Below are 25,463 nucleotides of genomic sequence, written 5' to 3' on the forward strand. Positions count from 1 at the left end.
TTTCTTCGCGGAGGGGATTGGCATGCAAGCCGTTTATCGCTTTGATTTCGGGCCGGGTTCCGTCGCATCCGGGTACGAGCGGGTTACGGAGCATTCCGTTTATGCGCCGGAGACAGGCTTCGGATTTGTCGAAGGCTCCCGGGTATACGGCCGGGACAGGGGGACGGGCAACCCGCTGCGTTCCGATTTCTGCATACCGGTGCCGGCGACCTTCCGCGTGGATGTGCCGGACGGCAATTACAACGTCCACGTGACGATCGGCGACGAGATCGCTCCGACGTATACGACGGTGCGGTTCGGACCGAACCGGATGGCGCTTCCGCTGCTGGAGACGGCACCCGGACAATTCGTGCGCCGTTCGTTCGCGGCGCATGTGGATGACGGATCGCTGCGCCTGCATTTCACCGGGAAGGCTCCCCGTGTCAACGCGGTGGAGATCGAACGCGCGGAGCAGGCGACAACGGTATTTCTCGCGGGCGACTCGACGGTGACGGATCAGGAGGTTTTCCCGTACGCGGGCTGGGGGCAGATGCTGCCGGCCTTCTTCAAGACCGATGCGGCGGTGGCCAATCACGCCAAGTCGGGCCGCAGCTCGAAGAGCTTTATCGGCGAAGGGCGTCTGGATGCCATCGTCGGGAAAATCAAGCCAAGGGATTTTTTGTTTGTCCAGTTCGGCCACAACGACCAGAAGTCCGATGAAGAACGCCATACCGATCCGCGGACGACGTACAAGGAGTATTTGCGGCGGTATGTCGACGCGGCCAGGGCGCGGGAGGCGATTCCGGTGCTGATTACGCCGGTGGAGCGCCGTTTGTTCGACGAGGCCGGGAATCTCAAGGATTCCCACGGGGAGTACCTTACGGCCGTGCGGGAGCTTGCCGCCGAGCAGGGCGTGCCGCTGATCGACCTCGCCGCCAAGTCGCGCAAGGTGATCGAAGAATGGGGCGACGAGGGCAGCAAATCGCTGTTTATGTGGAGCTATCCGGGGGAATTTCCGGATTTCCCGGACGGGGCGGCGGACAACACGCATTTTAACGAAACCGGCGGCATGCGGATGGCCGGGCTGGTCGCGGAGGGCATCCGCGAATTGAATTTGCTGCCGTTGTCTTTGTATCTGAGATAAACGAGAGTAGGGAAGCGGGAATGGCATACGAACGATTTGCCGCGGCGTACGACCGTCTGATGGAGGACATGCCGTATCCGGAGTGGCTGGCGTTTTTAGCCGAGGCCTGGGATCGGCTTGGCATGGAGAAGCCGCGGGTGTTGGCCGACCTCGGCTGCGGCACGGGCAGTCTCGCGATTCCGCTGGCCCAGTCGGGCATTCGCGTCTATGGCATAGATTTGTCCGAGCATATGCTGGCGATCGCGTCGGACAAGGAAGCCGAGATGCGCCGGTCGGGCGGTTCCGCCGCTGCGGAGATCGTCTGGCTGCAGCAGGACATGCGCGAGCTGGCGCTGCCGGAGCAGGTGGACGCGGCGTTTTCGTTTTGCGACTGCCTGAACTATTTGACGGAGGAAGAAGATCTCGCCAAGACGTTCCGGGCCGTCTACGACGCGCTTCGGCCGGGCGGAGCGTTCCTGTTCGACGTGCATACGCCCGCGCTGCTGGAGCGGTACGCGGACGAGCAGCCGTTTACGCTGAACGAACCCGACGCGGCTTATATCTGGACGTGCGAGCTGGATATCGGCCGCTGCCAGATCGAACATGCGCTGACGATCTTCCTGGCAGGCGACGACGGGCGGTTCGACCGGATTGAGGAGGTGCACGTCCAACGGGCGTACCCTCTGGACAAGCTGGAGCGGATGCTGCGCGACGCCGGCTTCGGCCGCATCGAACAGGCCGCGGACTTCCGCTGGCGCGCCCCGGGACGGGAGACGCAGCGGGCATTTTTCGCCGCGGTGAAATAAATAGCGAGAGCATAGAAGAAGCCGCCCAGTCGGACTGCGAAGTCCGCGGGCGGCTTCGGTTTTCAGAGGCGGGGCGGGTGCAAGGGGAGTGACGGTAATAGGCCGGGGAAAAGGCGATTGCGCTTCAGTCGTCCCCGGCCTCGTCGCCGTGCGAACCGGCGCCCGCCGCTTCTTCCCCGAAGGCCGGATCGTGCCGCAGCCGGTCGAGCGCCCGCTTGAAGTCGTCCGGCAGCGGGGCGCGAACGCTCATGCGCTCGCCGGTCCAGGGGTGGAACCAGACGAGCTTCTCGCCGTGCAGCGCCTGCCGGGAAATAAGCCGCCGCTTGCCGCCGTACATGCCGTCACCGGCGATCGGATGGCCGATCGCGGACAAATGGACGCGGATCTGGTGTGTTCGGCCGGTCTCCAGCCAAAGCCGGAGCAGCGTGTAGCCGGGGAACCGCTCGACGACCTGATAATGCGTAACCGCGGGGTCCCCGGTCGGGCTGACGATCCGGCGCGTGGAATGGTGGCGGTCTTGGCCGATCGGCATGTCGATCGTGCCGCGGTCGAGCTCGACTTCGCCTTCCGCAAGGGCGAGATAAACCCGCTCGATTCGCTTCTCGCGCATGCCTTTGTCGAAGACGTGCTGCGCGAGATCGTTTTTGGCGAACAGGACGGGCCCGGTTGTGTCCTTGTCCAGCCGGTGCGCCTGCCTGACGAGACAGAACTGGTTCGTCAGCCGGTAGTAGGCGGCTACGGCGTGTACCAGCGTCTTGCGCTGACCTTGCACGCTCGGATGCACTTCGACGCCGGCGGGCTTCATGACGACAAGTGAGAAGTCATCCTCGTACAGGACGGTGAACGGATCGAGCAGATCGTCCGGAAAGTCCGGCTCCCGCATCGGGAACAGCTTGAGACGGAGCTGGGAGCCCTTCCGCGCCACTCCGCCTTCGTAGAGCAGGCGGTCGGCGAGCTTCGGCGGCAGCGGCAGCCGCTCAAGCGCCTGATCCGGCGGCAAGGCCGCCACCGCCGGGGGAAGCTTCAGCTCGTACCACTCGCCGACACGTCTGCCCGGCTCGCGGAATACCGGAAGCGCGGCGCTCCGGTCCGCCCGGCCGAGCCGCTGTCCCGTCCGGCCGGGCGTCCCACGGCGGGCCGGGGCCGTCTCCGGGATGCCCGCCGAAGCATGTCCGGCGCGGCCGCCGCGGGCGGCCTCTTCGCCCCGTCCCTTGCGGCCGGAGCCGCCCGGCCGTCCCCGGCCCGCTTGGCCGAATGCAGCGCCTCCCGCGTCATGACGCCGTCCGGCTCCGGGACCGCCGCGTCCCGCGGCCCCTCCTCCCCGGCGATTCGGATTGCCGGGGCCGCCCCCGGATTTGCTCCCGGACGATGGCGTACGGGCGGTATTTCGTTTTCCTTTCGGCATGGTCAAACATCCTTTGACTTGATTTTCCGATTGTCTCATTGTACTTGATCCGGACTCCCGCGCGCAACGAGCAGCGCGGGGGAAGCCGGCCGGAGGGAGCCGCGGAGCCGGGAAGCGCCCGCCGTCGGCGGCTGGAGGCGCAGGCGTGCGGTATCGGAACAACCATTTGACGAGACGGGTCGATTTGCGGTATAATCAGGCGTAAAAACTTTTCCAGTAAAGGCCAGGAAGAGGAATAGTAGCATGGAGACCCTTCCAGAGAGCCGGCGGTTGGTGCAAGCCGGCAGGTGATCTTGTGCGAACTCGCCTCGGAGCCGTCCGGTCCCAATGCCGGAACGTACGCCCGCGTTAAGGGCCCAGAGTGAGCAAAGCACGCTTCCCGCATTTGCTAACCAGGGTGGTACCACGGGTGAAGTCCCGTCCCTGGAACGAGGGGAGCTTTTTTTATTCTTGAAGGGAGACAGACGATCATGGCGCAAGAACACGAACACGGCTACCGCCCCCAGGTGATCGAGCCCAAGTGGCAGAAATACTGGGATGAGCACAAAACGTTCCGCGTGCTGAACGACGACTCGAAACCGAAGTTTTACGCGCTCGACATGTTCCCGTATCCGTCCGGAGCGGGCCTGCACGTCGGCCACCCGGAAGGATACACCGCCAGCGATATCGTGTCCCGTTACAAGCGGATGAAGGGCTACGACGTCCTGCACCCGATGGGTTGGGACGCGTTCGGCCTGCCGGCCGAGCAGCACGCGCTCGATACGGGCAAGCATCCGCGCGACATCACGGTGAAGAACATCGACAACTTCCGCCGCCAGATCAAGTCGCTTGGCTTCTCGTACGATTGGGACCGCGAGATCAGCACGACGGACCCGCAATATTACAAATGGACGCAGTGGATTTTCCTGCAACTGTACAAAAAAGGGCTGGCCTACGTCGCCGAAGTTCCTGTCAACTGGTGTCCCGCGCTCGGAACGGTGCTGGCGAACGAAGAGGTCATCGACGGCAAAAGCGAACGCGGCGGCCATCCGGTCATCCGCAAGCCGATGCGGCAATGGGTGCTGAAAATTACGGAGTACGCCGAGCGGCTGCTGGAGGATCTCGAAGAGCTGGACTGGTCGGAGAGCATCAAGGACATGCAGCGCAACTGGATCGGCAAGTCCAAGGGCGCGGAAGTGACCTTTGCGGTCGACGGACACGAAGACGCGCAACTGGTCGTATTCACCACGCGTCCCGACACGCTGTTCGGCGCGACGTATTGCGTCCTGGCGCCGGAGCACGAGCTGGTGGACCGCATCGTGAAGGCCGAACAGAAGGCGGCGGTGGAGGAATACCGGGAGATGTCGGCGCGCAAGAGCGATCTGGAGCGCACCGACCTGAACAAAGACAAATCGGGCGTATTCACGGGAGCGTACGCGGTGAACCCGGTGAACGGCGCAAAAATTCCGATCTGGATCGCCGATTACGTGTTGGGCGGCTACGGGACGGGCGCGATTATGGCCGTGCCGGGGCATGACCAGCGCGACTACGAGTTCGCGAAAAAGTTCGACCTGCCGATCGTCGAGGTTGTCCAGGGAGGCGATCTGTCGAAGGAGGCTTACGCCGGCGACGGCCCGCACGTCAACTCCGGTTTCCTGAACGGATTGAACAACGAGCAAGCGATCGCGAAAATGATCGAATGGCTCGAAGCGAACGGCCGCGGACAAGGCAAAGTGACCTACCGCCTGCGCGACTGGCTGTTCAGCCGCCAGCGCTACTGGGGCGAGCCGATCCCGATCCTGCATCTGGAAGACGGCACGATGAAGCCTGTGCCGGAGGATCAACTGCCGCTGCTGCTGCCGGATATCGACGAGATCAAGCCGTCGGGAACCGGCGAGTCGCCGCTGGCCAACGTCACGGACTGGGTCAACACGGTTGATCCCGAGACCGGGATGAAGGCGCGCCGGGAGACGAACACGATGCCGCAATGGGCGGGAAGCTGCTGGTATTATCTGCGGTTCATCGACCCGCACAACGACAAGGAAATTTGCTCGCCCGAGCTGCAGAAAAAATGGCTGCCGGTCGACCTGTACATCGGCGGAGCCGAGCACGCGGTGCTGCACCTGCTGTACGCGCGCTTCTGGCACAAGGTGCTGTACGACATCGGCGTAGTGCATACGAAGGAGCCGTTCCAGAAGCTCGTCAACCAGGGTATGATTCTCGGCGAAAATATGGAGAAAATGTCCAAATCGCGCGGCAACGTCATCAACCCGGACGACATCGTGAACGAGTACGGAGCCGACACGCTGCGCATGTACGAGATGTTTATGGGCCCGCTGGAGGCGACGAAGCCGTGGAGCACGAACGGGGTCGAAGGGATGTACCGGTTCCTCTCCCGCGTATGGCGGCTGTTCGTGACGGACGAGGGCAAGCTCAATCCGAAGATCGGCGCGGGCGAGCCGAACGCCGAATTCGTGCGCACGTGGCACAAGACGATCAAGAAAGTCACCGAGGACATCGAAGCGCTGCGCTTCAACACGGCGATCAGCCAGTTGATGATCTTCGTCAACGAAGCCTACAAGCAGGAATCGCTGCCGCTTGAAGCGATGAAAAACTTCGTGCAGATGCTGTCGCCGCTGGCCCCGCATATCGCGGAGGAGCTGTGGCAGCGGCTCGGCCACAACGACACGATCACGTATGTGCCGTGGCCGACCTACGATCCGGCGCTGACGGTCGACAACGAAGTCGAGATCGTCGTGCAGGTGAACGGCAAAATCGCCGACCGCGTCAAAATCCCGGCGGATCTCGACGAGGCGGCGATGGAGGAGCTGGCGTTGGCGATCGAACGCGTGAAGGAACTGATCGCGGGCAAGTCGGTGCGCAAGGTCATCAAGGTAAAAGGCAAGCTGGTCAATATCGTCGCGGGTTAACCGTTCGAAAAGCATTCGGACGGACGACCCGGCCGCGCGTGGGCATGATGCTCCGCCGGCCGGGCGTCCGTCCGTTTCTCTTTTAATCCTTGATCGTGCCGAAAAACAACGTGTCCAGCTTGTCGAGATCCTCCTCGTATTTGGCGTGCGTCACCCGCAGCAGCTCGTCGAATACGCCGTTCAGATCGCGGTCGAGCAGCTTGAGCCCTTCGGCCGTGATGCCCCCGGGCACGGCGACGCGAGCCTGCAACTCCTCCGGGGTGAACTGGCCGGAGGCCAGCAGGGAGCCGGTCGCGCCGGCCATCTGCACGGCCATCCGCAGGGCCGTTTCCCTCGGGATGCCCGACACTCTTACGGCGGCGTCCACCAATTGCTGCAGGAAAAAGGCGAGAAACGCGGGGCCGCAACTGGATATATCGGAAGCGACGCGCGTGTGCCGTTCGTCGATCCGGATCGGCGTGCTGATGCGGGACAGCAGCGATTCGAGCGCCGATATGTCCTCTTCCCGCATCCGCTTGCCGTAAGCGCACAACGTGGCGCCCGCAAGCGCGCGGTTGGCGATGCTCGGGACGACTTTGGCGATTTTTGCCGGCAGCTCCTCTTCGAGGTGGCGAATCTGGACGGGACTCGTAATCGAGACGATGATTTGGGACGGGGCTACGGCGGAACGGATCTCGTCGATCACCCGTTTGAACTCCATCGGTTTGACGCACAGAAACAGGATGGACGATTCGGCGGCTGCCTGCGAATTCGAGCTGGCGACGGCGACGCCCGGAAAACGTTCAGCCAGAAGGCGGGCTTTGGCCGGCGTGCGGTTGGTCACCAGGATCTGTTCGGGGCTCAGCGCTCCCGAGCGGATAAACGCTTCAATCAGCAGGCTCCCCATGCTGCCTGTGCCGATAAAGCCGGCTTTCATCGCGCAGAGTTCCTCCTTTCGTCGGCCTGATCACGCGAGAGGCTGCGGCTTGTCTTCCGGCGGCAATCGCGGCGTAGCGCCGAGCGAACGATTCATACAAGTTATGTTATGCTTATGCACGCAGGACGCCGCGTATGACGGCGTTTGACAGGGGGGTTGTACGATGGGCGTCGAAACCGGGCGGAGACTCCGTCCGTACGGATGGCTGCTTGCCGCTGTGCTGCCTTTGGCTCTGCAGTTGTGGCCGGCGGACCGCGAGATGCGGGAATGGCCCGGCCGGGAGGACGGATGGATCGTCCTCGACGATGCCGTCCGCGAGCGGTTGGCCGCGGAGCGGGAGAGCGCCGGCGATGCGCCAACCGATGGAGCGGCCCGCCTTCCGGACGAACCGGAGCCCTCGGCTCCGTCCGGGCGGATCGACCTGAATCGGGCCGGCCTGAAGGAGCTCCGGTCGCTGCCCGGTATCGGCGAGACCCGCGCCCGGGCGATTATCGAATGGCGGACGAAGCGGGGCGGCTTCAAATCGGCGGAGGAGCTGGACGACGTGCCGGGCATCGGTCCGGCGACGATGGACAAGCTGCGTCCGCTCGTTTACGTGGGGGAATAGCGGGTCGTACCGCCGGCGCGAACAAAAAACGAAAAGAACCGATTGGGAAACCCTTTCCAATTGCGCCTGTATATGAGACAATGGACGAGAACCGAACTGATCCTGTAGAGGAGGCTTTACGCATGTCGCCAGAACGCAAGCTGCAGCCGGAGACGCTGGCCGTTCACGCCGGCCAGGAACTTGATCCCGCAACGCTGTCCCGCGCCGTACCGATCTACCAGACCACTTCGTACGGATTCCGGGATACCGAGCACGCGGCGAACTTGTTCGCGCTCAAAGAATTCGGTAACATCTACACCCGTCTGATGAACCCGACAACGGACGTATTCGAGAAGCGGATCGCCGCACTCGAAGGAGGAGTCGGCGCGCTGGCTACTTCTTCCGGGCAAGCCGCCACTACATACTCCATCCTGAACATCGCCGGAGCCGGAGACGAGATCGTCTCGTCGACCAGCCTGTACGGCGGAACGTATAACCTGTTCGCCAACACGCTGCCGAAGTTCGGCATCACCGTCCGGTTCGTCGATCAGTCCGATCCCGAGAACTTCCGCAAGGCGATCAACGACAAGACGAAAGCGATCTACGCCGAATCCATCGGCAATCCGAAGGGCGACGTTCTCGATATTCGGGCCGTGGCCGACATCGCCCACGAGAACGGCGTGCCGCTGATCGTGGACAACACGCTTCCGAGTCCGTATCTGCTCCGTCCGATCGAACACGGCGCGGACATCGTCGTGCACTCGGCCACGAAGTTCATCGGCGGCCACGGGACGTCCATCGGCGGCGTGGTGGTGGACAGCGGCAACTTCAACTGGAAGGACAGCGGAAGGTTCCCGGGCTTTACGGAGCCGGACCCGAGCTATCACGGGCTTGTGTTTTGGGACGCGTTGGGGCCGATCTCGTATATCATCAAGGCTCGCGTCCAATTGGCTCGCGACATCGGGGCATCGATCTCGCCGTTTAACTCGTTCCTGCTGCTGCAAGGTCTGGAGACGCTGCATCTGCGGATGGAGCGGCACAGCGAGAACGCGTTGGCGGTCGCCCGCTGGCTGGAGCGCAACGACGCGGTCGAGTGGGTGAACTACCCGGGGCTGGAGAACCATCCGTCGAACGCGCTTGCGCGCAAATATTTGCCCCGCGGCCAAGGCGCGATTCTGACGTTCGGCATTCGCGGAGGTCTGGAGGCGGGCCGCAAAGTGATCAACAGTGTGAAGCTGCTCTCCCATCTGGCGAACGTCGGCGACAGCAAATCGCTTATCATTCACCCGGCCAGCACGACGCACAGCCAACTGGAAGGCGATGAACTGCTGTCGACGGGCGTAACGCCGAACATGATCCGGTTGTCGATCGGCACCGAGGCGATCGAGGACATCTTGTATGATCTGGAGCAAGCGATCGAAGCGAGCCAAGCGTAAGGAAAGGACGGAAATACCGCAATGACGCGTCGAAAAAGTTGGGATACCTACTTCATGGATATCGCCTACATGGTTTCAACCCGTTCCCAATGTCCTCGGCGGCATGTTGGAGCCGTGCTCGTGCAGGGCAAAAAGCTGCTCGGCACCGCCTATAACGGCGCTCCGATGGGCGTGCCCGACTGCTCCGAAGCAGGGTGCATGCTGGTGGAGGAGTACGAAATCAAACGTGTTGACGGTCAAGAGCAGGTCGTGGCCAAGCAGCGCTGCGTCCGGACGATTCACGCGGAACAAAACCTGCTGCTGTTCACAGACCGCCACGACCGGGAGGGCTCGATCGTCTACGTCACCGACCAGCCGTGCTGGACGTGCGCGAACATGCTCGCGAACAGCGGCATAGCGGAAATCGTCTATCACCGGTCTTATCCGAAGGATCAGGACAAGGTAATGGCGTTGATGAACCAGGTCGGCATCCGGTTCCGCCGTCTGGAGAATTACGAGCCGCCGGCCGGAACGGATGAAGCGGTAACCAATTAATAAGCACCCGCAGGGAAGAACCCCGCATTCGCCAAGCGAGATGCCGGGGTTCTTTATTATTTTCAGGGGGCGCAGGAGGGGAGCACATGGTTGAGCGGATGACCGAAGCGATCCGAAGCAGGCCCTTGCCGGCCGGAGCCGCCGCGTGGACCGCCGGGACGGCAATCGGGCTCGGCTGGCAGACGGGCGGGCGTCATGCGGCCGCCGCAGGCGCGGCGCTCGTCTTGCTGCTGGCGGTCTGGGCGCGCGTCCGCTCGTTTAAGGCCGCCCCGATCGCCTTATGGGCCGCGCTTGCCTCCGTGTCGGGCGTCTACGCGCACGCCCTGGACGAACGCAACGTTTCGGCACTGCCGGCGGCTTTCGGCGCGGACGACGCTGAAGCCTTAAACGGCATGACGGTGCGGGCGATCGGGACGATCGACTCCCCGGTCGAGGTGGACGGCGATCTGGCCGCGTTTCGGATGAAGACGGAGCGAATGGCGGTAACGGCGGAGGGAGGGGGCGAAGCGGCGTCGGGCGCCCGGGGGGAGTTGCTGCAGGTAAGAATCCGCCTGCGCGCGCAATCCGAGCAGGCCGCCGCGCTGCGGTGGGGCCGGGGCGACCGGTTGGAGCTGGCGGGCGCGCTGAAGCTGCCCAACACCGCGCGCAACGAAGGCGGCTTCGATTACCGGAGCTATCTTCGGCAGCAGGGCATCCACTGGCAGCTCGCCGTGGACGGCACGGAGTCCGTCCGCGCCGGGCCGGCGAAAGCTCTCGGCCTGTATGCGCCGCTGCAGGCGGTCGACGATGTTCGCCAGTTGTTCTCGGCGAAGCTCGACGCGTTGTTCGGGGAAGACCAAGGCGGCTACATGAAGGGGCTGATCGTCGGCATCCGCGACGATATCGATCCCGAGCGGTATTCGCAGTTCGCCAAGCTGGGATTGACTCATATTCTCGCGATCAGCGGCATGCACGTTGCGGTGTTTTTGTTCGCGGTGCTGGCGGCGCTGCGGATGTTCGGGCTGACGAGGGAAACGCAACTGACCGCGGCCATGATCGCCGTGCCCGGCTATGTCGCCTTCAGCGGCGCGGCTCCATCCGTCGTGAGGGCCGGCCTCATGGCGATGATTGGCCTGCAGTTGGCCAAACGGCGCAAGCTTAAGGACGGCCTGCATGTGCTGGCGGCGGCGCTGTGGCTGATGCTGCTCTGGAATCCGTACAGCCTGCTCGATGTCGGCTTCCAGTTGTCGTTTCTCGTGACCGCCGGACTGATCGGCTTTGTGCCCCGGGTGCTGGCCATAACGGGTTGGAGCGGCGGCGAGGAACGGGCGGAGCGTCCGGCGGCGGAGCCCGGCCCTCTCGCAGCAGGCGGCGCCGCCCGTGTCCTCTGCGGCAAGGCGGCGGCAGCCGCGAAGCAGGCGCTGGCGGTGACGGTTGTCGCCCAGCTCGTTTCGTTTCCCGTCACGGTGTATTATTTCAACCAGTTCTCGTTGTGGTCGTTCGCCGCGAACCTGGTTCTCGTGCCGTACATCAGCCTGATCGTGCTTCCGGCCGGGACGCTGTCGATGCTTGCGGGTTTCGCGTGGGAGCCGGCCGGCCGCGCGCTCGCTTCGCTCGTGCGTATGCTGAACGACGCCTCCTTCTCCGTCATCGGGTTCGCGGCCCGGATCGAGGCCGGCACGCTTATCTGGGCGACGCCGCCCGGATGGTGGGTCGCGGCTTATTACGCGGCGTTGACGCTGATCGTAAGCGGGCTGCTGCGCTTCCGGCGCGAGCCGGGCGCGGGAGCGGGCCGGGCGATCCGGCCCGCCGCGCTGCTGGCCGTGTTGCTGGCCGTCGCTTATTGGCCGCCGGAGCGGCTCGGACGGGAAGCGACCGTCCATTTTCTCGATGTCGGACAGGGGGACGCGATTCTGATCCGGACGCCGGACGACCGGAATCTGTTGATCGACGGGGGAGGGACGCTGTCCTTCCTCAAGCCCGGGGAGGAATGGAAGCGGCGGGACGATCCGTTTGAGGTCGGGCGCAAGCTGCTGGTGCCGCTGCTGAAGAAACGGGGCGTCCGCCACCTCGATCTCGTGGTCGCGACGCATTTCGACCAGGACCATGTCGGCGGCTTGCAGGCGGTGCTGGAGGAAATTCCGTCGGACCGGCTTCTCGTGAACGGCACGTGGAAGGATGCCCCTTCCGTCCGCAAGCTGCTGGAGACGGCGCTCGGCCGCGGCGTGAAGCTGCTGGCGGCCGAACCGGGCGCCACCTGGCAGCCGGACCGCGATACCCGGCTGACCGTTCTCGCGCCGCCCGGAGCATCCGGACGTCCGGAACCCCGGCTGATCGACGCGGACCATCAGAACCGCTTCTCCGTCGTCTTGCTTGCCGAAATTCATGGCGTCAAGCTGCTGCTGACCGGAGACATGACCGAAGATGAGGAACGAGCTTGGCTCGAAACGGCGGAAGCCGCCGGGGGACTAGCCGGCCGGTCGCCGGTGGATATCGCGAAGATCGCGCATCACGGAAGCAAGACGTCGACTTCCGCGGAGTGGCTGGCGGCATGGAAGCCGCGGAACGCGGTCATATCAGCGGGCGTGAACAACGTGTACGGCCATCCCCATCCGGCCGTGACCGCCAGAATCGTAACGTCGGGGGCGCGGCTGTGGCGAACGGACGAATCGGGCGAGATCACGGTTCGAATCGGCCCGGACGGTTATTCGGTCGCAGGCTTTTTGGACGGAGGCCGAACGCGAAGCGTCCGTACGAAAACAAGCTGACCCCCGGCACGCTGGGCCGGGGGTCGGCCTGTTGGCCCTTCCGCGTTTCGCTGATGCGATGCGCCGGTTGACTTTGTATACCATACGGGGGTATACTATATATCTAAAAGGCGACAATCATCGACGACAACGGAAAGGGTGAATCACTCGATGAAAAGCGTAACGCTTCAAGTCCGGGGCATGTCCCGCAGCAATTGTGCCCATTCTATTACAGACACGCTGAATTCGATAGGAGCGGCCTGTCCTCCCGATTTGCGGGACGGCCGCTCCGCCTCCGAATACGACGAGAGCCGGGTCGCGCCGGACGCGGCCGAACAACGCGGCTATATCGCGAACGGCCAATGAACAAGGAGAGATCCCGATGAGCGCCAACACCTCAGACACCAGACAAACGTCCCTGCAGATCATCGGCATGACTTGCGCGGCATGCGCCAACCGGATCGAAAAGGGTTTAAATAAAATGGACGGCGTTGCCCAAGCCCATGTGAATTTCGCGATGGAAGAGGCGACCGTAACGTACGATCCCGCTCAGGTCGATTTGAAGCAGATCCAGGAAAAGGTGGCGAAGCTCGGCTACCAGGCCGTTCCCCGGACGAACCGGGACGAAGCGGACAACCGCAGGGAGGAAGCCGTTCGCCGCCAGAAGCGCAAGCTGCTGCTGTCCGCGATCCTGTCTCTGCCGCTGCTCTGGTCGATGGTCAGCCACTTTTCCTTCTTATCGCGGATCTGGATACCCGACCTGTTCATGAATCCGTGGACCCAGTTGGCGCTGGCGACGCCGGTCCAGTTTTATATCGGCTGGCCGTTTTATTCCGGCGCTTACAAGGCGCTTCGCAACAAAAGCGCGAATATGGACGTGCTGGTGGCGCTGGGCACGTCGGCCGCTTACTTTTACAGCTTGTATCTGACATTGGAGTGGGCGGCTGAAGGAGGCTCGCACCATACCCCCCCGATGTATTACGAGACAAGCGCCATCCTGATTACGCTTGTTCTCCTGGGCAAGCTGCTCGAATCGCTGGCCAAGGGACGCGCGTCGGAAGCGATCAAGACGCTGATGGGACTTCGGGCGAAGACGGCTTTGGTCGTGCGGGACGGCCGCGAGCTGGTGCTGCCGGTCGAACAGGTCGCCGCCGGGGATATCGTGATCGTCAAACCGGGCGAGAAAGTGCCGGTGGACGGCGAAGTCGTGGAAGGCAGCTCGGCCGTGGACGAGTCGATGCTGACCGGCGAGAGCATCCCCGTCGAGAAAAAGCCGGGCGACACCGTCATCGGCGCGACCTTGAACAAATACGGCAGCTTGACGGTGAGGGCGACCCAAGTCGGCAAGGAATCGGCGCTGTCGCGGATCATCCGGGCCGTCGAGGAGGCGCAGGGTTCGAAAGCGCCGATCCAGCGGATCGCCGACGTCATCTCCGGCATCTTTGTGCCGATCGTTGTGGCCGTCGCCGTTATCGTCTTCGGGATCTGGTACTTCTGGATTTCGCCCGGCGACTTCGGCCAGGCGCTGGAGACGGCCATCGCCATTCTCGTCATCGCCTGCCCTTGCGCGCTCGGATTGGCGACCCCGACTTCCATCATGGCGGGTTCCGGCCGCGCCGCCGAGCTCGGCGTGCTGTTCAAGGGCGGCGAACATCTGGAGCAGGCGCACAAGATCGATACGATTCTGCTCGACAAGACGGGGACCGTCACGAAGGGCAAGCCGGAGCTGACCGACGTTATCGTCGAACGGATGGACCGGACAGCGTTCCTGCGTCTGGTCGGGGCGGCGGAGAAAAACTCGGAGCATCCGTTGGCCGAGGCGATCGTGTCGGGGGTGGCCGCCCAAGGCATCGAGCTGCAGCCGCCGAGCCGGTTCGAGGCGATTCCCGGATTCGGCATCCGCGCGGAGGCGGAAGGCCGGGAAATTCTCGTCGGGACTCGCAGGCTCATGGAAAAATTCGGCGTGGAGGCCGGATGGGCGCATGGAAAAATGGCGAATCTGGAGGAGGAAGGGAAAACGGCGATGCTCGTCGCGATCGACGGCCGCTGCGAGGGCGTAGTAGCCGTTGCCGATACGATCCGGGAGACGTCCCGGGAAGCGATTGCCCGGCTGAAGCGGATGGGAATCGAGGTCGTGATGATTACCGGCGACAACGAGCGGACGGCGCAAGCGATCGCCAGACAAGCCGGTATCGACAGGGTCCGGGCCGAGGTGCTGCCGGAAGGCAAGGCCGACGAAGTCAAAAAGCTGCAGGCGCAAGGCAAAGTCGTCGCCATGGTCGGGGACGGAATCAACGACGCGCCGGCGCTCGCGACCGCGGATATCGGCATGGCCATCGGCACGGGTACGGACGTCGCGATGGAAGCGGCGGACATCACGCTGATGAGCGGCGACCTGAACCGTATCGCGGACGCGGTAACGATCAGCCGGAAGACGATGGCGAACATCCGGCAAAATCTGTTCTGGGCGCTCGGATACAACACGCTGGGCATTCCCGTCGCGGCGATGGGGCTGCTGGCTCCCTGGGTCGCGGGCGCGGCCATGGCGCTCAGCTCCGTATCCGTCGTGCTGAACGCGTTGAGGCTGCAACGGATCAATCTATGAGCGGCGACAAGCAAATGGAGGTTATGCGGATGAACAAAACGGCGGCAGCGCTTGTGCTTCTGGCGATGCTCGTCGCGGCGTGCGGCAAGGGGGAGGCGAATCCTTCGGCCGTACGGGCCGACGGTCATGCCGGCCGGCACGCGGACGGACACGGCGCGGGACATGAAGGACATGGAGATGCCGGCGCCCGGATTCAAGCCGACCAGGTGTCCGCGGTCTGGACGCTGGCGGACGGAAGCAAGCCCCAGGCCAACCGGGAAACGGCGATTCGGATCGAACTGTCGGCGGCCGGCCGGCCGATCGAACAATTCGATACGGTCCACGAAGAGAAGCAGCATCTGATTATCGTCAGCAAGGATCTGTCGTTTTTCCGGCATGTGCATCCCGAGTTTAAAGGCCAGGGCGTGTTCGAGATCTCGACGGTTTTTCCGCGCGGCGGGCAGTACAAGCTGATTGCGGATTTCGTCCCGACGGGAGGGTCCGCCATGACCAAGACGGAATGGGTCTCCGTCGAGGGCGAACAGGCCGCCGCGGAGCCGCTCCGGCCCGACGCCAGCCTGGCGAAAACCGCGGACGGCAAGCGGATCGAGCTTTCCTTCGACCGGCTGGAGGCCGGCCGGGAGACGACGCTTGTTTTTACCTTAAAAGACGAACGGACGCAAGCCCCCATCACGGATCTTCAGCCGTACCTCGGAGCCGTCGGCCATGTGGTCATTTTGAGCGGGGATGCGGAGCGTTACCTGCACGTGCATCCGATTGACGAACGGGCTTCCGGTCCGGAGGCGAGATTCGCGACGACTTTCCCGGAAAGCGGCGTCTACAAGCTGTGGGGGCAATTCAAGCACAACGGCGAAGTGGTGACCGTTTCTTTTGTCGTCCGGGTGCCGTAAAGGCGGAGATCGACACCGTTCGCGAACGAATCGGGCAAGAGGACCTTTTGCGGGGTCCTCTTTTTTTTGCCGAATCCCGCCGGGAAACGGTCTTCGGGAGCAGGAACGGGACGCGCCCCAACCTGCTGTCCGCCGGCGGAATCCCGCGCTCCCCGAACTCTTTCTCCATTTCTTCCTACCAAGATTTCTGGTATCATTTTTTTATTCATGGTGCAACTTTTTTGCGTGTTCGACACGTCCATAAGGTTGCAGAGGGGAGGTTCACTTGGTAGCTCTTGAATTAATCAAAGCTGCTCAAGCGGGCGATCGCGACGCTCTGGTCACTCTTTTGCGACAAATAGAAACTCACGTCTACCGGACAGCCTACTACATACTCGGCAACGAACAGGATGCGCAGGATGCGGCACAGGAAGCGCTGATCCGCATTTATCGGAAGATCGATTCGTACGAGGAGAAGGCGTTGTTCAAAACGTGGGTGCAGCGGATCGTCACCAACATCTGCATCGACAAATTCAGACGCGCCAAACCGACGGTATCGATTGAGGAGCATGACATGAGTTTTACAGCCGAGACTGACGTGGAACGTTCGATCTTGACGCAGGATGCCGCCAAAGATGTCCGGGAGGCGATCGGCCGACTTCCCGAGCACCATCGGACGGTTGTTGTGCTTCGGTATTTGCAGGACTTTTCTTATCAAGAAATCGCCGACAGCTTGAATCTTCCGCTGAATACGGTGAAATCCTACTTGTTCAGGGCCAGACAGCAGCTTCAACAGATGCTGCAAGAATACGAGAAGGGAGGTGTCCGGGGATGAATTGCGGAGACGCGACGGACTTGATGCAACGGTTCGTGGACGGCGATTTGAACGAAGCGGAAGAACGTCTGCTGATGGAGCATCTGGACGAATGTTCCGGCTGCCAGGCGCTGTTTGCCCGGCTGATCCGGCTCGACGGCGAATTGCGCGAGCTGCCGAAGGTCGCTCCGCCGTTCAGCCTGGTGGACGCCATCCTGCCGCAGTTGTCCGCAACGGAAATATCCGACCGGGAACGGCTGCTCCTGTTCGAGGAACCGGACGGACCGGCGGAGCCGGCCGCCGAGGCCGATCAAGCCGGGGAGCGTCCGCGCGGCCGCTCCTCCAGCCGCGCGGACCGCAGCCGGGGCCGGAGAAGCTTCGGCTGGGCCTACGGTTTGGCGGGAGTGGTGGCGGCGACCGTCGCGTTTGCGGTGGTGACGCTGTCCGGAGGAGACAGTTTCGACGATCGGGCGAAGCAGGCCGCCGATCTGGTTCCGAACCCGGCGGAGTCCGCCGAGACGAGATCGGAGGGAGCCGCCGCTTCGGGCGGATCGAAGGAGATGTCCGGCGACAACGCCGCCGCCTCCGCTCTCTCCACGTCCGATCAGTACGGCCAAACCTCCGGGACGGAGAATCGCTCCGGAAGCCCGGACAGCAGCCCGAAGCTGCCCGGGGCCGGCGGGGACATGAAGAACAAACTGGAAATCGGCGGCTCGCCCGAAGCCGCTTCCGGTCCGACGCCGTTCCGCGTATCGGAGCGAACCCCGGCCCGCACGCCGGCTCCGTCGGACGCGCAGAACGGCCAGCCGCAGGCGACGCCCGCTCCGACTTCCGATCCGGCCGGCCCGGATGCCCCGGCCCGCACGCCGGCCGAGGACAAGGATCTGGCCAAACAAGACCAGGACGGGGGGGCGGAACAAGGATTTCAGCCGGCCTTGGACGGGCAAGGCAAGACCGTCATGGACGCTCCCGTCCCGAACGGCGGCCAAACGATGGGGATCGCTTCGATATTGCCGGCATGGGCGGAAGAAGGCCTCGTCTCGCCCGACGGTTCGCGCGTCGCGTTGTTGGCCGAAGGGCGGATGACGGTTCGGAACCTGCGTACGGGGGACATCCTGTACCGATCCCAATTGAGCTGGAAGGCGGAAGCCGTGGTGACGCCGGTGCAATGGGTGGACGACAACCGGTTTCAATACGAAGCGGCCGTAGACGGCAAACGGTTCCGTTACGAAGTGGATTTGTCGTCGGGGACGGAGAAAACCGTCAATTAATTGGGCGATCGCCTGCACGCGCAGGCGACGAGTCGCGTATAGTAGGGTAGAGAATGTCGAGTGGCACCCAACTCCGTATATCCGCCGCACGGGGGCAACCCGGGGACCTTCCGGGCGACGTTTATATAGATGGTTGGGCACGGGGATGGCGTCGGACCGCGCAAGCGGCTTTGACGCCATCTCTCTTTTTTTGCTAAAATGGGTTCGGATTGGAGGCACGGTCAGATGGATTACCGGAGCGCGGCCAAGGATATTTCCCGTGGACAGTCCCGGCCCGTATATGTGTTGTTCGGCAGCGAAGATTATTTGATGCAGGAGTTCGTGACGTTTGCGGTCGATCAGTGGCTGGCGCCGGAGGAGCGGGAGCTCGGTCTCGTCCGGTTCGACTGCGCGGAGACGCCGATCGAGGCCGTCATCGAGGAAGCGAACATGATGCCGTTTCTGGCGAGCCGCAAGGTTGTGGTGGCCACGGGCGCGACTTTCCTGACCGGGGCCAAGGAAAGCGGCAAAGTCGAGCATAAGCCGGAAGCACTGCTTTCTTACCTCGATTCCCCGGCGGAGCATTCGATCCTGCTGCTGACCGTTCAGGCGGATAAGCTTGACGAGCGGAAAAAGCTGGTGAAGCGGCTGAAGGACAGCGGCTGCTGCCTGTCGTTCGCTCCTCTGGACGAAGACGGATTAAGAGCGTGGACGGTCAAGCAAGCCGAGCGCGCGGGGTTCGCCTTCGAGCCGGGAGCGGCGGAACGGCTTATTCTCAATGCGGGCGGCAACCTGCGGACGATGGCGTCGGCGATCGAGACGATCGGCCTGTACGCGGCTTCGTCCGGCGGGGCAAACGGCCGTGCCCGGGTCGATGTCGAGGCGGTCGATTCGCTGGTCGCCCGAACGGCCGAGCAGAACGTCTTCCTGCTGGTGGACCACGCCGTCCATCTGCGCGTCCGCGAGGCGATGGACATGCTGCGGGAGCTGCTCCTGCAGAAGGAGGAGCCGATCAAGATCGCGGCGCTGCTCGCCCGGCAGTTTCGGATTATGCTGCAGACGAAGGAGCTGTCCCAGCAAGGCTATTCGCCGCAGCAGATGGCTTCCGGGCTCGGTCTGCACCCGTACGCGGCGAAGCTGGCGGCCGAGCAGGCCCGCCGCTTCCCGGCCGATCGGCTGGCGGAGCTGCTCTCCGACCTGGCGGAGCTGGATTTCGCCATGAAGACGGGCAAGGTGGACAAGGCGCTGGGGTTGGAGTTGTTTTTGCTGAAGCTTGCGAGCTGACGGCATCCCCGTATAGGCAGGCCCGGAACAAACAGGTTCCGGGCTTGCCGCTGTCGGCAAGAGGAATTATAATTGATTTATTGAAAATGCTTACCAAAAAACGGGATGTGTGCGGCAGGCCGGGCTTCGCCATCGGTCCGGATTGCGGCCGGACGGAACATGCGGATTCGGCAGCGCATCGGCGGAAGTTGGAGGGAGAGCCGTGGAACGGGGAAAACCGGTAACGGTTGCGCTGATCGGCGCAGGGCACCGGGGACTGATTTACAGCGAATACGCGTTGAGACATCCGAACGAATTGCGGGTGGTAGCCGTTGCCGAGCCGAATGAAGAGCGGCGCAACCGGTTCAGGGACAAGTTCGGGCTTGCGGAGGAGCGCTGCTTCGAGAACTGGGACGCGCTGTTGGGGCAGCCGCGCCTCGCCGACGCCGTCATGATCTGCACGCAGGACCGGCAACATTTCGAACCGACGATGAAGGCGCTGAAAGCGGGTTATCACGTCCTGCTGGAGAAGCCGATGTCTCCCGATCCGGAACAGTGTCTGGAGATGGGCCGCCAAGCCGAGGAAGCGGGACGCCTCCTTACAATCTGCCATGTCTTGCGCTACTCGCCTTTCTTCCAAACGATCAAGCAACTGCTGGACGAAGGGCGGATCGGCCGGCTGATGTCGATCCAACACAACGAGAACGTAGCCTATTGGCATCAGGCCCACAGCTTCGTCAGAGGCAACTGGCGCAATACGGCCCAATCGAGTCCAATGATTCTGGCGAAATCGTGCCACGATCTCGATCTTCTGCACTGGCTCGCCGGCAGCGAATGTCTGAGCGTCGCTTCCTACGGGAGCCTGTCCCACTTCCGCCCGGAGTTCGCGCCGCCGGGAGCGCCGAAGCGCTGTCTGGACGGCTGTCCGGTCGAAGACCGCTGCGTCTATTACGCGCCCAACATTTATTTGCACGCGGACTATGGCTGGCTGCAAGCGGTGTCCAGTCCGGACCCGAGTTACGAAGCCCGCTATCGGGCGCTGCTCGACGGTCCGTACGGCCGATGCGTCTACCATTGCGACAACGATGTCGTCGATCATCAGGTCGTAAGCATGGAATTCGCCAACGAAGTGACGGCGGTGTTTACGATGACCGCTTTTACGGAGCAGTGCAGCCGGACGCTCAAGCTGATGGGTACGTCGGGCGAAATCCGGGCGTCAATGGAAACCAACGAGATCGAGTTGAGACGGTTCGGCAGCGGGCGCCGGGAGCTCATCGCGCTGACGGACTCCGGCGGCCTTGACGGCCACGGCGGCGGCGATCACCGGCTGGTCCGCGACTTTGTGCGGGCGGTCAGCCGCTATGGCGAATACGAAAGCGCAACTTCCGCGCAGGCGTCCGTCCACAGCCACCTCATGGCGTTTGCCGCCGAACGTTCGCGCCTGGAGAAACGCATGGTGTCTTTGAGCGAATACATGCATTGAGCCGACCCTCGGCCGTTCGGATACCGCCGGGAACAAGCGAAGGGCGATCCGGGAACTTCTTCGCGGCGAATCTCGCAAAAAAACCGCCTTCAAGCGAATCGTTCGGCTTGAAGGCGGCTTCTTTTGTGCGAATTGCGGTCGAAGGCGGAAAAGGACGGCGTCCCCTTCCGCTCCCGATGATCCATGTCGCTGATCAGCCTTGCTTGGACAGTGCGTTGAACGCTTTGGCCAGGCGGGATTTTTTGCGGGCAGCGGCATTTTTATGGATCAGGCCTTTGGTAACGGCTTTATCCAGCTTTTTGCTGGCGATGACCAAGGCTTGTTTTGCTTTTTCCACGTCGCTGGATGCGGCAGCGGCTTCGAAGGACTTCACGGCCGTGCGCAGCGCGGATTTTTGCGAAGCGTTGAGCAAACGGCGCTTCTCAGTCGTCTTCACGCGTTTGATGGCGGATTTAATGTTCGGCATGACGTTCACCTCCCTGCAGACGGCTTCCGAAAAAAGGTCGTACAGCATACGACAACTTCAAACAGTATATCAGGCCCCCCCGCAAATTGCAAGGCGTGAATAAGCAAATTTGGCAAGGCGCACACTACGGTAACAAATGATGGCGGGCTGCTGCCCGCGGGCAAAAGACGGGGGAATCGATATGTCGCTTGAACGGGGCGAATGGAACAACGAGCAGGACTTGTCGGCTTATTCGGTGCGCACGGACTTGGCGCTTGAGGCGCAGGAGATGGCTTCGGCCGGCCGGACCAGCCGGTTGCCGGGCGTCGAGAGCGAGACGGAGACGCACGAGGGCATGAAGATCACGCGCATCCGGGTATTAAATGAAGAAGGCGTGCGGACGCTGGGCAAGCAGATCGGCAATTACATCACGATCGAAGTGCCGGGGCTGCGCCACAAGGATTCGGTGCTTCAGGACAAGGTCGCGACCCGGTTCGCGAACGAATTCGCCTCGTTTCTGGAGCGCGCCGGCATCGGCAAGGAGGCCAAGGCGCTGATTATCGGATTGGGCAACTGGCACGTCACGCCCGATTCGCTCGGCCCGCTTGTCGTCGAGAACGTGATGGTGACCCGGCATTATTTCGAGTTGATGCCGGATCAGGTGCATCCGGGCTACCGCTCCGTCAGCGCGATCGCCCCCGGGGTGCTCGGAACGACCGGCATCGAGACGAGCGAGATCGTGCAGGGCATCGTCGAACGGTCGAAGCCCGACGTCGTCATCGCGATCGACGCGCTCGCTTCCATGGCGCTGGAGCGGGTGAATACGACGATCCAGATCGCCGATACCGGCATCCATCCGGGGTCGGGCGTCGGCAACAAACGCAAAGGATTGACGATGGAGCATCTGGGCGTTCCGGTTATCGCCATCGGCGTGCCGACGGTCGTCTACGCCTCGACGATCGTCAACAGCATCATCGAGATGCTGGTGCAAAATTTCAAGAAACAGACGTCCAATACCCAGGCTATCCTCGGCATGCTGGACGGCATGCCGGAGCAGGAACGGCTCGGCATGGTGAAGGAAGTGCTCGATCCGATCGGTCAAGACCTGCTGGTTACGCCGAAGGACATCGACCAGTTCGTCGAGGATATCGCCAATATTATCGCCAGCGGCTTAAACGCGGCGCTGCACGAAGCGGTCGACTCGGGCAACGTGGCGGCTTATACGCATTGACGGACGACGGCGCGTCTTCCTTGGCCAAGGACGGCGCAGCCGTTATTTTTTTTGTCGCCGCGCCTTCTCTCATTCTAGTATCCCTATCGATCGAACGGCATTTTCGGTTCTATTGCCGCCCCCGCCTTCATAGAGTAGTGGTGTGGGAGACGATAGACTCCTAGAAAGCGCGAAGGAAACGAGGGATCCGGAAATGAGGCAAGCGGAAATCATTGATGTCCGGAGATGGTCGGCGAAATTGCGCGATACGCTCGCGATGACCAAGCTGTTCGTAATGGTGTCGGGTTGCACGATGATGACGATTGTCCTGCTGGTGCTGGCGGGCATCGGCGCGGAGAGAGGCGATCACCGTCCGATGTCGCCGCTGAAGGGCGTGGCGATGACCATGTCCGCCGGCTTTTTCGGGGATATGCTGAAGATGGAGATTCCTTATTACGACGGAGGAGGGAGCCGCCAAGGCGGCAGTTTCTCCCCGGCGGCGGCCGGAGCTTTCCTGCTTCAACTGCTCACGCACGTGAACCCGTACGATCCCCGGTCGCTGCTGGCCGCGGAGCTTCCCGGCATGCGCGGGGACCAGGCGAATGTGCTGTATTCGGGCAGCGGCGCTTCGCCCGGGGATGCCCCCGTCGATCTGCTGCCGGGAGCCTCGGCGATCAGTCCCGCTCCGGAGTCGCCCGCCCCGACGCCCGCGCCTTCCGCCCCGCCGTCCGGACAATCCGGGACAGGCGCCGCGCCGGGAGCCGGAGAAAAACTTGTGTTCATCTACCATTCGCACAATCGGGAATCGTACCTGCCCGAGCTCAAGTCGAAGGGCATCACCGATCCCGATCTGGCGTACGACGCCGAGGTGAACGTCGGACTGGTCGGCAAGCGTCTGCAGGAGCGGCTGGAGGACAAGGGGATCGGCACGGCGCATTCGACGACCGACTATCCGAGCGAGATCAAAGGCTTTAACTATGCCAAGTCGTACGCGTATTCGAGGGGGACAGTCCAGGAGGCGCTGGCGATGCATCCGAAAGCCCGCCTCATCCTCGACATCCACCGGGACTCGCTGAGGCGCGAACGGACGACGGCCACGATCGGCGGCGTCGATTACGCGCAGATCTACTTCGTCATCGGCAAAAAAAATCCGCACTGGGAGCAAAATTCGAAGCTGGCCGAACAGCTCCACGCGATTCTGGAGAAAAACCTGCCGGGATTGTCCAAGGGCGTCTACGGCAAATCGACGCACGGAAATGCGGAGTACAACCAGTCGCTCTCGCCGCATAACCTATTAGTAGAGATTGGCGGGCCGGACAACACGCTGGAGGAGCTGTACCGCGCGACGGACGCGCTGGCGGCCGCCGTCGCCGAGCTGCTGGCGGGCGCGGTGCCGGCCGGCAATCCGCAGCCGTGAAGAAGGAGGAGAGGGCGATGCCTCTACCGAACCACAGGGAGCCCGGCGCCGTCTCGATCCGGGGGATGATCCGCTGGGCGATGGCGGGACTGACGGCGCTTCACCTGATCGCCGCCGTCGCCGGACCGCTGGCTTCGCGGTTCGCGCCGCAAGCGGTCGAGGGGCTGGCGGAGCTCGCCGCGGGCCGCCGGCCGGATACCCTCGCCGCGATGATGGCGGGCGAGCTGCCCGGAAAACCGGGCGGCGAGGCGCTGCCGTCCGTCCGCAGTCTGGCGGCGGACTGGCTGCGGGAGACGGAGCGGCTGCGGCGGGGCGAGGAAGACAAAGGACAGACCAAACCGGCGATTGCGCCGGACGTTTCGGCTCCGCCTGCCCAGTCTCCCGCCGCCTCCCCGCCGCCGTCCATTCCTTCCGAACCGCCGTCGCTGCCCGCGGTCGCCCCCACCCATACGTCGGGAGGAGAGGCGTCTTCGGACAGGCGGACCACGGAAGGCCGCCGGGTCGTGTTCATCTACCATTCGCATCCCCGCGAGTCGTGGAAGCCGGAGACGAAGAAGGCGGACGACGCGGAACGCAATATTACGCTGGTGGGCAAGCGGCTGAAAGAAAAATTGGAGGCGCTGGGCATCGGGGCGATGCACTCCGGCGTCGATTATCAAACCGCTGTGCCCGCGTACAACTGGTCGTATTCGTATTCGTACTCCCTGAATTCGATTCGCGAGGCGATTGCCGCCGAGCCGGATCTGAAATTTTTCTTCGATCTGCACCGGGACGCCAACGGACGCGACCTGACGACGGTCAAACGGGAGGACGGCCGGGGCGATCTGGGCAAAATCATGTTTGTCGTCGGGCGCCAGAACAAGCATTGGGAGCAGAACGAAGCGTTCGCCAAACGCCTCGACGAGCTGCTGAACGGCAAGGTTCCGGGCATATCCCGGGGAATCCGGGACAAAGACAAGTCCGAGGGGCACGGGGAATACAACCAGTCGGTATCCCCGAACAGCATCCTGATCGAGATCGGCGGCGTGGAAAATACGCTGGAGGAATGCCTGCGCACCGCCGACGTGCTGGCCGAAGCCGTCGCCGAGCTGTACTGGCAGGCGGAGAAGGTGGACGCGGTCGCGGAGCTGGCGATGAGCTGAGGCCGGCAGGAAGCCGGGGGAACAATCATACATAGGTCATTTGGGAGGAATGCGGGATGCGGACGGGACGTTCGACGTTGCAGGTATTCATTGTGATGATTTTGGCCGCCTTCGGCGTCTTCTTCGGCATCGACATCGCGACGCGCGGCCTGGAGCAGGTAAACGGGCAGATGCCGCAGACGGAAGCGGGAACGCAGGCGGTCCAATCGGCCGTGCCGCGCGGAGAGCGCGTCCGGCCTTCCGCGACGCCGACCCCCCGCGTCGTCGCGCCCGCGCTGCGCGTCACGCCGCCTCCCACCGAACAGGAGGAGGACGTCTATCCGCCGGAGCCCGCCATCGCCCAATTCGGCAACTCGGTCGGCGACCTGCTGCACCATTCGGCCTCCCTGGTCGTCAACGGCGTCTCGTCGATTTTCTCCAAGCTGACCGACTGAGTATCCCGGAGCCGGGTTCCGCCCCCGAGCGGCCGTTCCGTCCGGCCATTGCCGCTATTGTCCGCCCTCTGGTATAATGGAGGTATTTGGTCCGGGGCTTGCTTGCCAGGC

The 25,463-nt window shown here is 63.1% G+C and carries 21 protein-coding genes and 1 other annotated feature; of the genes, 18 read left to right on the plus strand and 3 right to left on the minus strand.

Translation table 11 applies throughout. The features are described 5' to 3' along the window. The first annotated feature begins 22 nt into the window (after nucleotides 1-22). A complete protein-coding gene (locus FE781_RS00155) occupies nucleotides 23-1,123 on the plus strand; it encodes a rhamnogalacturonan acetylesterase (RefSeq protein ID WP_138787609.1) in 1,101 nt (366 codons plus the stop codon). 20 nt (nucleotides 1,124-1,143) lie between these two features. Then, the gene (locus FE781_RS00160) at nucleotides 1,144-1,908 is read left to right on the plus strand and encodes a class I SAM-dependent DNA methyltransferase (RefSeq protein WP_138787610.1); all 765 of its coding nucleotides are present in this window, start codon (nucleotides 1,144-1,146) and stop codon (nucleotides 1,906-1,908) included. A 124-nt stretch (nucleotides 1,909-2,032) separates the two neighbouring features. Here FE781_RS00160 and FE781_RS17685 read toward each other — a convergent pair whose 3' ends face one another. Continuing rightward, nucleotides 2,033-3,313: an RluA family pseudouridine synthase gene (locus FE781_RS17685; protein WP_246067964.1), complete on the minus strand. Its 1,281-nt coding sequence runs from the start codon at nucleotides 3,311-3,313 to the stop codon at nucleotides 2,033-2,035. A gap of 216 nt (nucleotides 3,314-3,529) precedes the next feature. Beyond that, nucleotides 3,530-3,741, plus strand: a binding site (T-box leader). Between the two features lie 42 nt (nucleotides 3,742-3,783). On the opposite strand from FE781_RS17685, the gene leuS reads away from it, so the two are divergent. Continuing rightward, complete coding sequence (gene leuS / locus FE781_RS00170; protein WP_138787611.1) at nucleotides 3,784-6,222, plus strand: leucine--tRNA ligase; 2,439 nt, start codon at nucleotides 3,784-3,786, stop codon at nucleotides 6,220-6,222. Nucleotides 6,223-6,304: 82 nt separating this feature from the next. Here leuS and comER read toward each other — a convergent pair whose 3' ends face one another. After that, complete coding sequence (gene comER / locus FE781_RS00175; RefSeq protein ID WP_138787612.1) at nucleotides 6,305-7,138, minus strand: late competence protein ComER; 834 nt, start codon at nucleotides 7,136-7,138, stop codon at nucleotides 6,305-6,307. Nucleotides 7,139-7,301: 163 nt separating this feature from the next. Between comER and FE781_RS00180 the strand changes: the two genes are divergently transcribed. From FE781_RS00180 to FE781_RS00230, 11 genes are all read left to right on the plus strand, one after another. Next, nucleotides 7,302-7,745: a ComEA family DNA-binding protein gene (locus FE781_RS00180; protein WP_138787613.1), complete on the plus strand. Its 444-nt coding sequence runs from the start codon at nucleotides 7,302-7,304 to the stop codon at nucleotides 7,743-7,745. Between the two features lie 122 nt (nucleotides 7,746-7,867). Next, a complete protein-coding gene (locus tag FE781_RS00185; protein WP_138787614.1) occupies nucleotides 7,868-9,160 on the plus strand; it encodes a homocysteine synthase in 1,293 nt (430 codons plus the stop codon). Nucleotides 9,161-9,181: 21 nt separating this feature from the next. Continuing rightward, on the plus strand, nucleotides 9,182-9,694 hold the full coding sequence (locus FE781_RS00190; RefSeq protein WP_138787615.1) for a deoxycytidylate deaminase: 513 nt from the start codon (nucleotides 9,182-9,184) through the stop codon (nucleotides 9,692-9,694). Between the two features lie 86 nt (nucleotides 9,695-9,780). Continuing rightward, nucleotides 9,781-12,441 carry a DNA internalization-related competence protein ComEC/Rec2 gene (locus tag FE781_RS00195; protein WP_138787616.1) on the plus strand — a complete coding sequence of 887 codons (2,661 nt, stop codon included), beginning with the start codon at nucleotides 9,781-9,783 and terminating at the stop codon, nucleotides 12,439-12,441. Nucleotides 12,442-12,591: 150 nt separating this feature from the next. After that, nucleotides 12,592-12,786, plus strand: coding sequence for a hypothetical protein (locus tag FE781_RS00200; RefSeq protein WP_138787617.1), 195 nt, complete (start codon nucleotides 12,592-12,594; stop codon nucleotides 12,784-12,786). Between the two features lie 16 nt (nucleotides 12,787-12,802). Next, nucleotides 12,803-15,025 (plus strand): heavy metal translocating P-type ATPase, encoded by a 2,223-nt coding sequence (locus tag FE781_RS00205; protein ID WP_138787618.1) that lies wholly within the window; start codon nucleotides 12,803-12,805, stop codon nucleotides 15,023-15,025. Between the two features lie 29 nt (nucleotides 15,026-15,054). After that, the gene (locus tag FE781_RS00210) at nucleotides 15,055-15,915 is read left to right on the plus strand and encodes a hypothetical protein (protein ID WP_138787619.1); all 861 of its coding nucleotides are present in this window, start codon (nucleotides 15,055-15,057) and stop codon (nucleotides 15,913-15,915) included. A gap of 265 nt (nucleotides 15,916-16,180) precedes the next feature. After that, entirely contained in the window at nucleotides 16,181-16,729 is a 549-nt protein-coding gene (locus tag FE781_RS00215; protein WP_138787620.1) for an RNA polymerase sigma factor, read from the plus strand. Next, entirely contained in the window at nucleotides 16,726-17,979 is a 1,254-nt protein-coding gene (locus FE781_RS00220) for an anti-sigma factor family protein (RefSeq protein WP_138787621.1), read from the plus strand. Before FE781_RS00215 ends, FE781_RS00220 begins: the two co-directional genes overlap by 4 nt. 225 nt (nucleotides 17,980-18,204) lie before the next feature. After that, a complete protein-coding gene (holA, locus tag FE781_RS00225; RefSeq protein ID WP_138787622.1) occupies nucleotides 18,205-19,242 on the plus strand; it encodes a DNA polymerase III subunit delta in 1,038 nt (345 codons plus the stop codon). 202 nt (nucleotides 19,243-19,444) lie between these two features. Then, a complete protein-coding gene (locus FE781_RS00230) occupies nucleotides 19,445-20,704 on the plus strand; it encodes a Gfo/Idh/MocA family protein (protein WP_138787623.1) in 1,260 nt (419 codons plus the stop codon). A gap of 193 nt (nucleotides 20,705-20,897) precedes the next feature. Here FE781_RS00230 and rpsT read toward each other — a convergent pair whose 3' ends face one another. Beyond that, on the minus strand, nucleotides 20,898-21,170 hold the full coding sequence (rpsT, locus tag FE781_RS00235) for a 30S ribosomal protein S20 (RefSeq protein ID WP_138787839.1): 273 nt from the start codon (nucleotides 21,168-21,170) through the stop codon (nucleotides 20,898-20,900). A 181-nt stretch (nucleotides 21,171-21,351) separates the two neighbouring features. Here rpsT and gpr point away from each other — a divergent pair, with 181 nt between their 5' ends. The 4 genes from gpr to FE781_RS00255 all read left to right on the plus strand — a co-directional run bounded on the left by gpr (nucleotide 21,352) and on the right by FE781_RS00255 (nucleotide 25,352). Next, complete coding sequence (gene gpr / locus FE781_RS00240) at nucleotides 21,352-22,380, plus strand: GPR endopeptidase (protein ID WP_138787624.1); 1,029 nt, start codon at nucleotides 21,352-21,354, stop codon at nucleotides 22,378-22,380. Between the two features lie 193 nt (nucleotides 22,381-22,573). Beyond that, nucleotides 22,574-23,776: a stage II sporulation protein P gene (gene spoIIP, locus FE781_RS00245; protein WP_138787625.1), complete on the plus strand. Its 1,203-nt coding sequence runs from the start codon at nucleotides 22,574-22,576 to the stop codon at nucleotides 23,774-23,776. A 17-nt stretch (nucleotides 23,777-23,793) separates the two neighbouring features. After that, the gene (gene spoIIP / locus FE781_RS00250; protein ID WP_138787626.1) at nucleotides 23,794-24,918 is read left to right on the plus strand and encodes a stage II sporulation protein P; all 1,125 of its coding nucleotides are present in this window, start codon (nucleotides 23,794-23,796) and stop codon (nucleotides 24,916-24,918) included. A gap of 56 nt (nucleotides 24,919-24,974) precedes the next feature. Continuing rightward, nucleotides 24,975-25,352 carry a hypothetical protein gene (locus FE781_RS00255; RefSeq protein ID WP_138787627.1) on the plus strand — a complete coding sequence of 126 codons (378 nt, stop codon included), beginning with the start codon at nucleotides 24,975-24,977 and terminating at the stop codon, nucleotides 25,350-25,352. Nucleotides 25,353-25,463: the final 111 nt, after the last annotated feature.

Source organism: Paenibacillus thermoaerophilus (assembly GCF_005938195.1).
GTDB lineage: Bacteria > Bacillota > Bacilli > Paenibacillales > Reconciliibacillaceae > Paenibacillus_W > Paenibacillus_W thermoaerophilus.

Coding starts and splice junctions, on each gene's coding strand:
- FE781_RS00155 (WP_138787609.1), top strand. CDS start 23: ATGCAAGCCGTTTATCGCTTTGATTTCGGGCCGGGTTCCGTCGCATCC.
- FE781_RS00160 (WP_138787610.1), top strand. CDS start 1,144: ATGGCATACGAACGATTTGCCGCGGCGTACGACCGTCTGATGGAGGAC.
- FE781_RS17685 (WP_246067964.1), bottom strand. CDS start 3,313: ATGCCGAAAGGAAAACGAAATACCGCCCGTACGCCATCGTCCGGGAGC.
- leuS (WP_138787611.1), top strand. CDS start 3,784: ATGGCGCAAGAACACGAACACGGCTACCGCCCCCAGGTGATCGAGCCC.
- comER (WP_138787612.1), bottom strand. CDS start 7,138: ATGAAAGCCGGCTTTATCGGCACAGGCAGCATGGGGAGCCTGCTGATT.
- FE781_RS00180 (WP_138787613.1), top strand. CDS start 7,302: ATGGGCGTCGAAACCGGGCGGAGACTCCGTCCGTACGGATGGCTGCTT.
- FE781_RS00185 (WP_138787614.1), top strand. CDS start 7,868: ATGTCGCCAGAACGCAAGCTGCAGCCGGAGACGCTGGCCGTTCACGCC.
- FE781_RS00190 (WP_138787615.1), top strand. CDS start 9,182: ATGACGCGTCGAAAAAGTTGGGATACCTACTTCATGGATATCGCCTAC.
- FE781_RS00195 (WP_138787616.1), top strand. CDS start 9,781: ATGGTTGAGCGGATGACCGAAGCGATCCGAAGCAGGCCCTTGCCGGCC.
- FE781_RS00200 (WP_138787617.1), top strand. CDS start 12,592: ATGAAAAGCGTAACGCTTCAAGTCCGGGGCATGTCCCGCAGCAATTGT.
- FE781_RS00205 (WP_138787618.1), top strand. CDS start 12,803: ATGAGCGCCAACACCTCAGACACCAGACAAACGTCCCTGCAGATCATC.
- FE781_RS00210 (WP_138787619.1), top strand. CDS start 15,055: ATGAACAAAACGGCGGCAGCGCTTGTGCTTCTGGCGATGCTCGTCGCG.
- FE781_RS00220 (WP_138787621.1), top strand. CDS start 16,726: ATGAATTGCGGAGACGCGACGGACTTGATGCAACGGTTCGTGGACGGC.
- holA (WP_138787622.1), top strand. CDS start 18,205: ATGGATTACCGGAGCGCGGCCAAGGATATTTCCCGTGGACAGTCCCGG.
- rpsT (WP_138787839.1), bottom strand. CDS start 21,170: ATGCCGAACATTAAATCCGCCATCAAACGCGTGAAGACGACTGAGAAG.
- gpr (WP_138787624.1), top strand. CDS start 21,352: ATGTCGCTTGAACGGGGCGAATGGAACAACGAGCAGGACTTGTCGGCT.
- spoIIP (WP_138787625.1), top strand. CDS start 22,574: ATGAGGCAAGCGGAAATCATTGATGTCCGGAGATGGTCGGCGAAATTG.
- spoIIP (WP_138787626.1), top strand. CDS start 23,794: ATGCCTCTACCGAACCACAGGGAGCCCGGCGCCGTCTCGATCCGGGGG.
- FE781_RS00255 (WP_138787627.1), top strand. CDS start 24,975: ATGCGGACGGGACGTTCGACGTTGCAGGTATTCATTGTGATGATTTTG.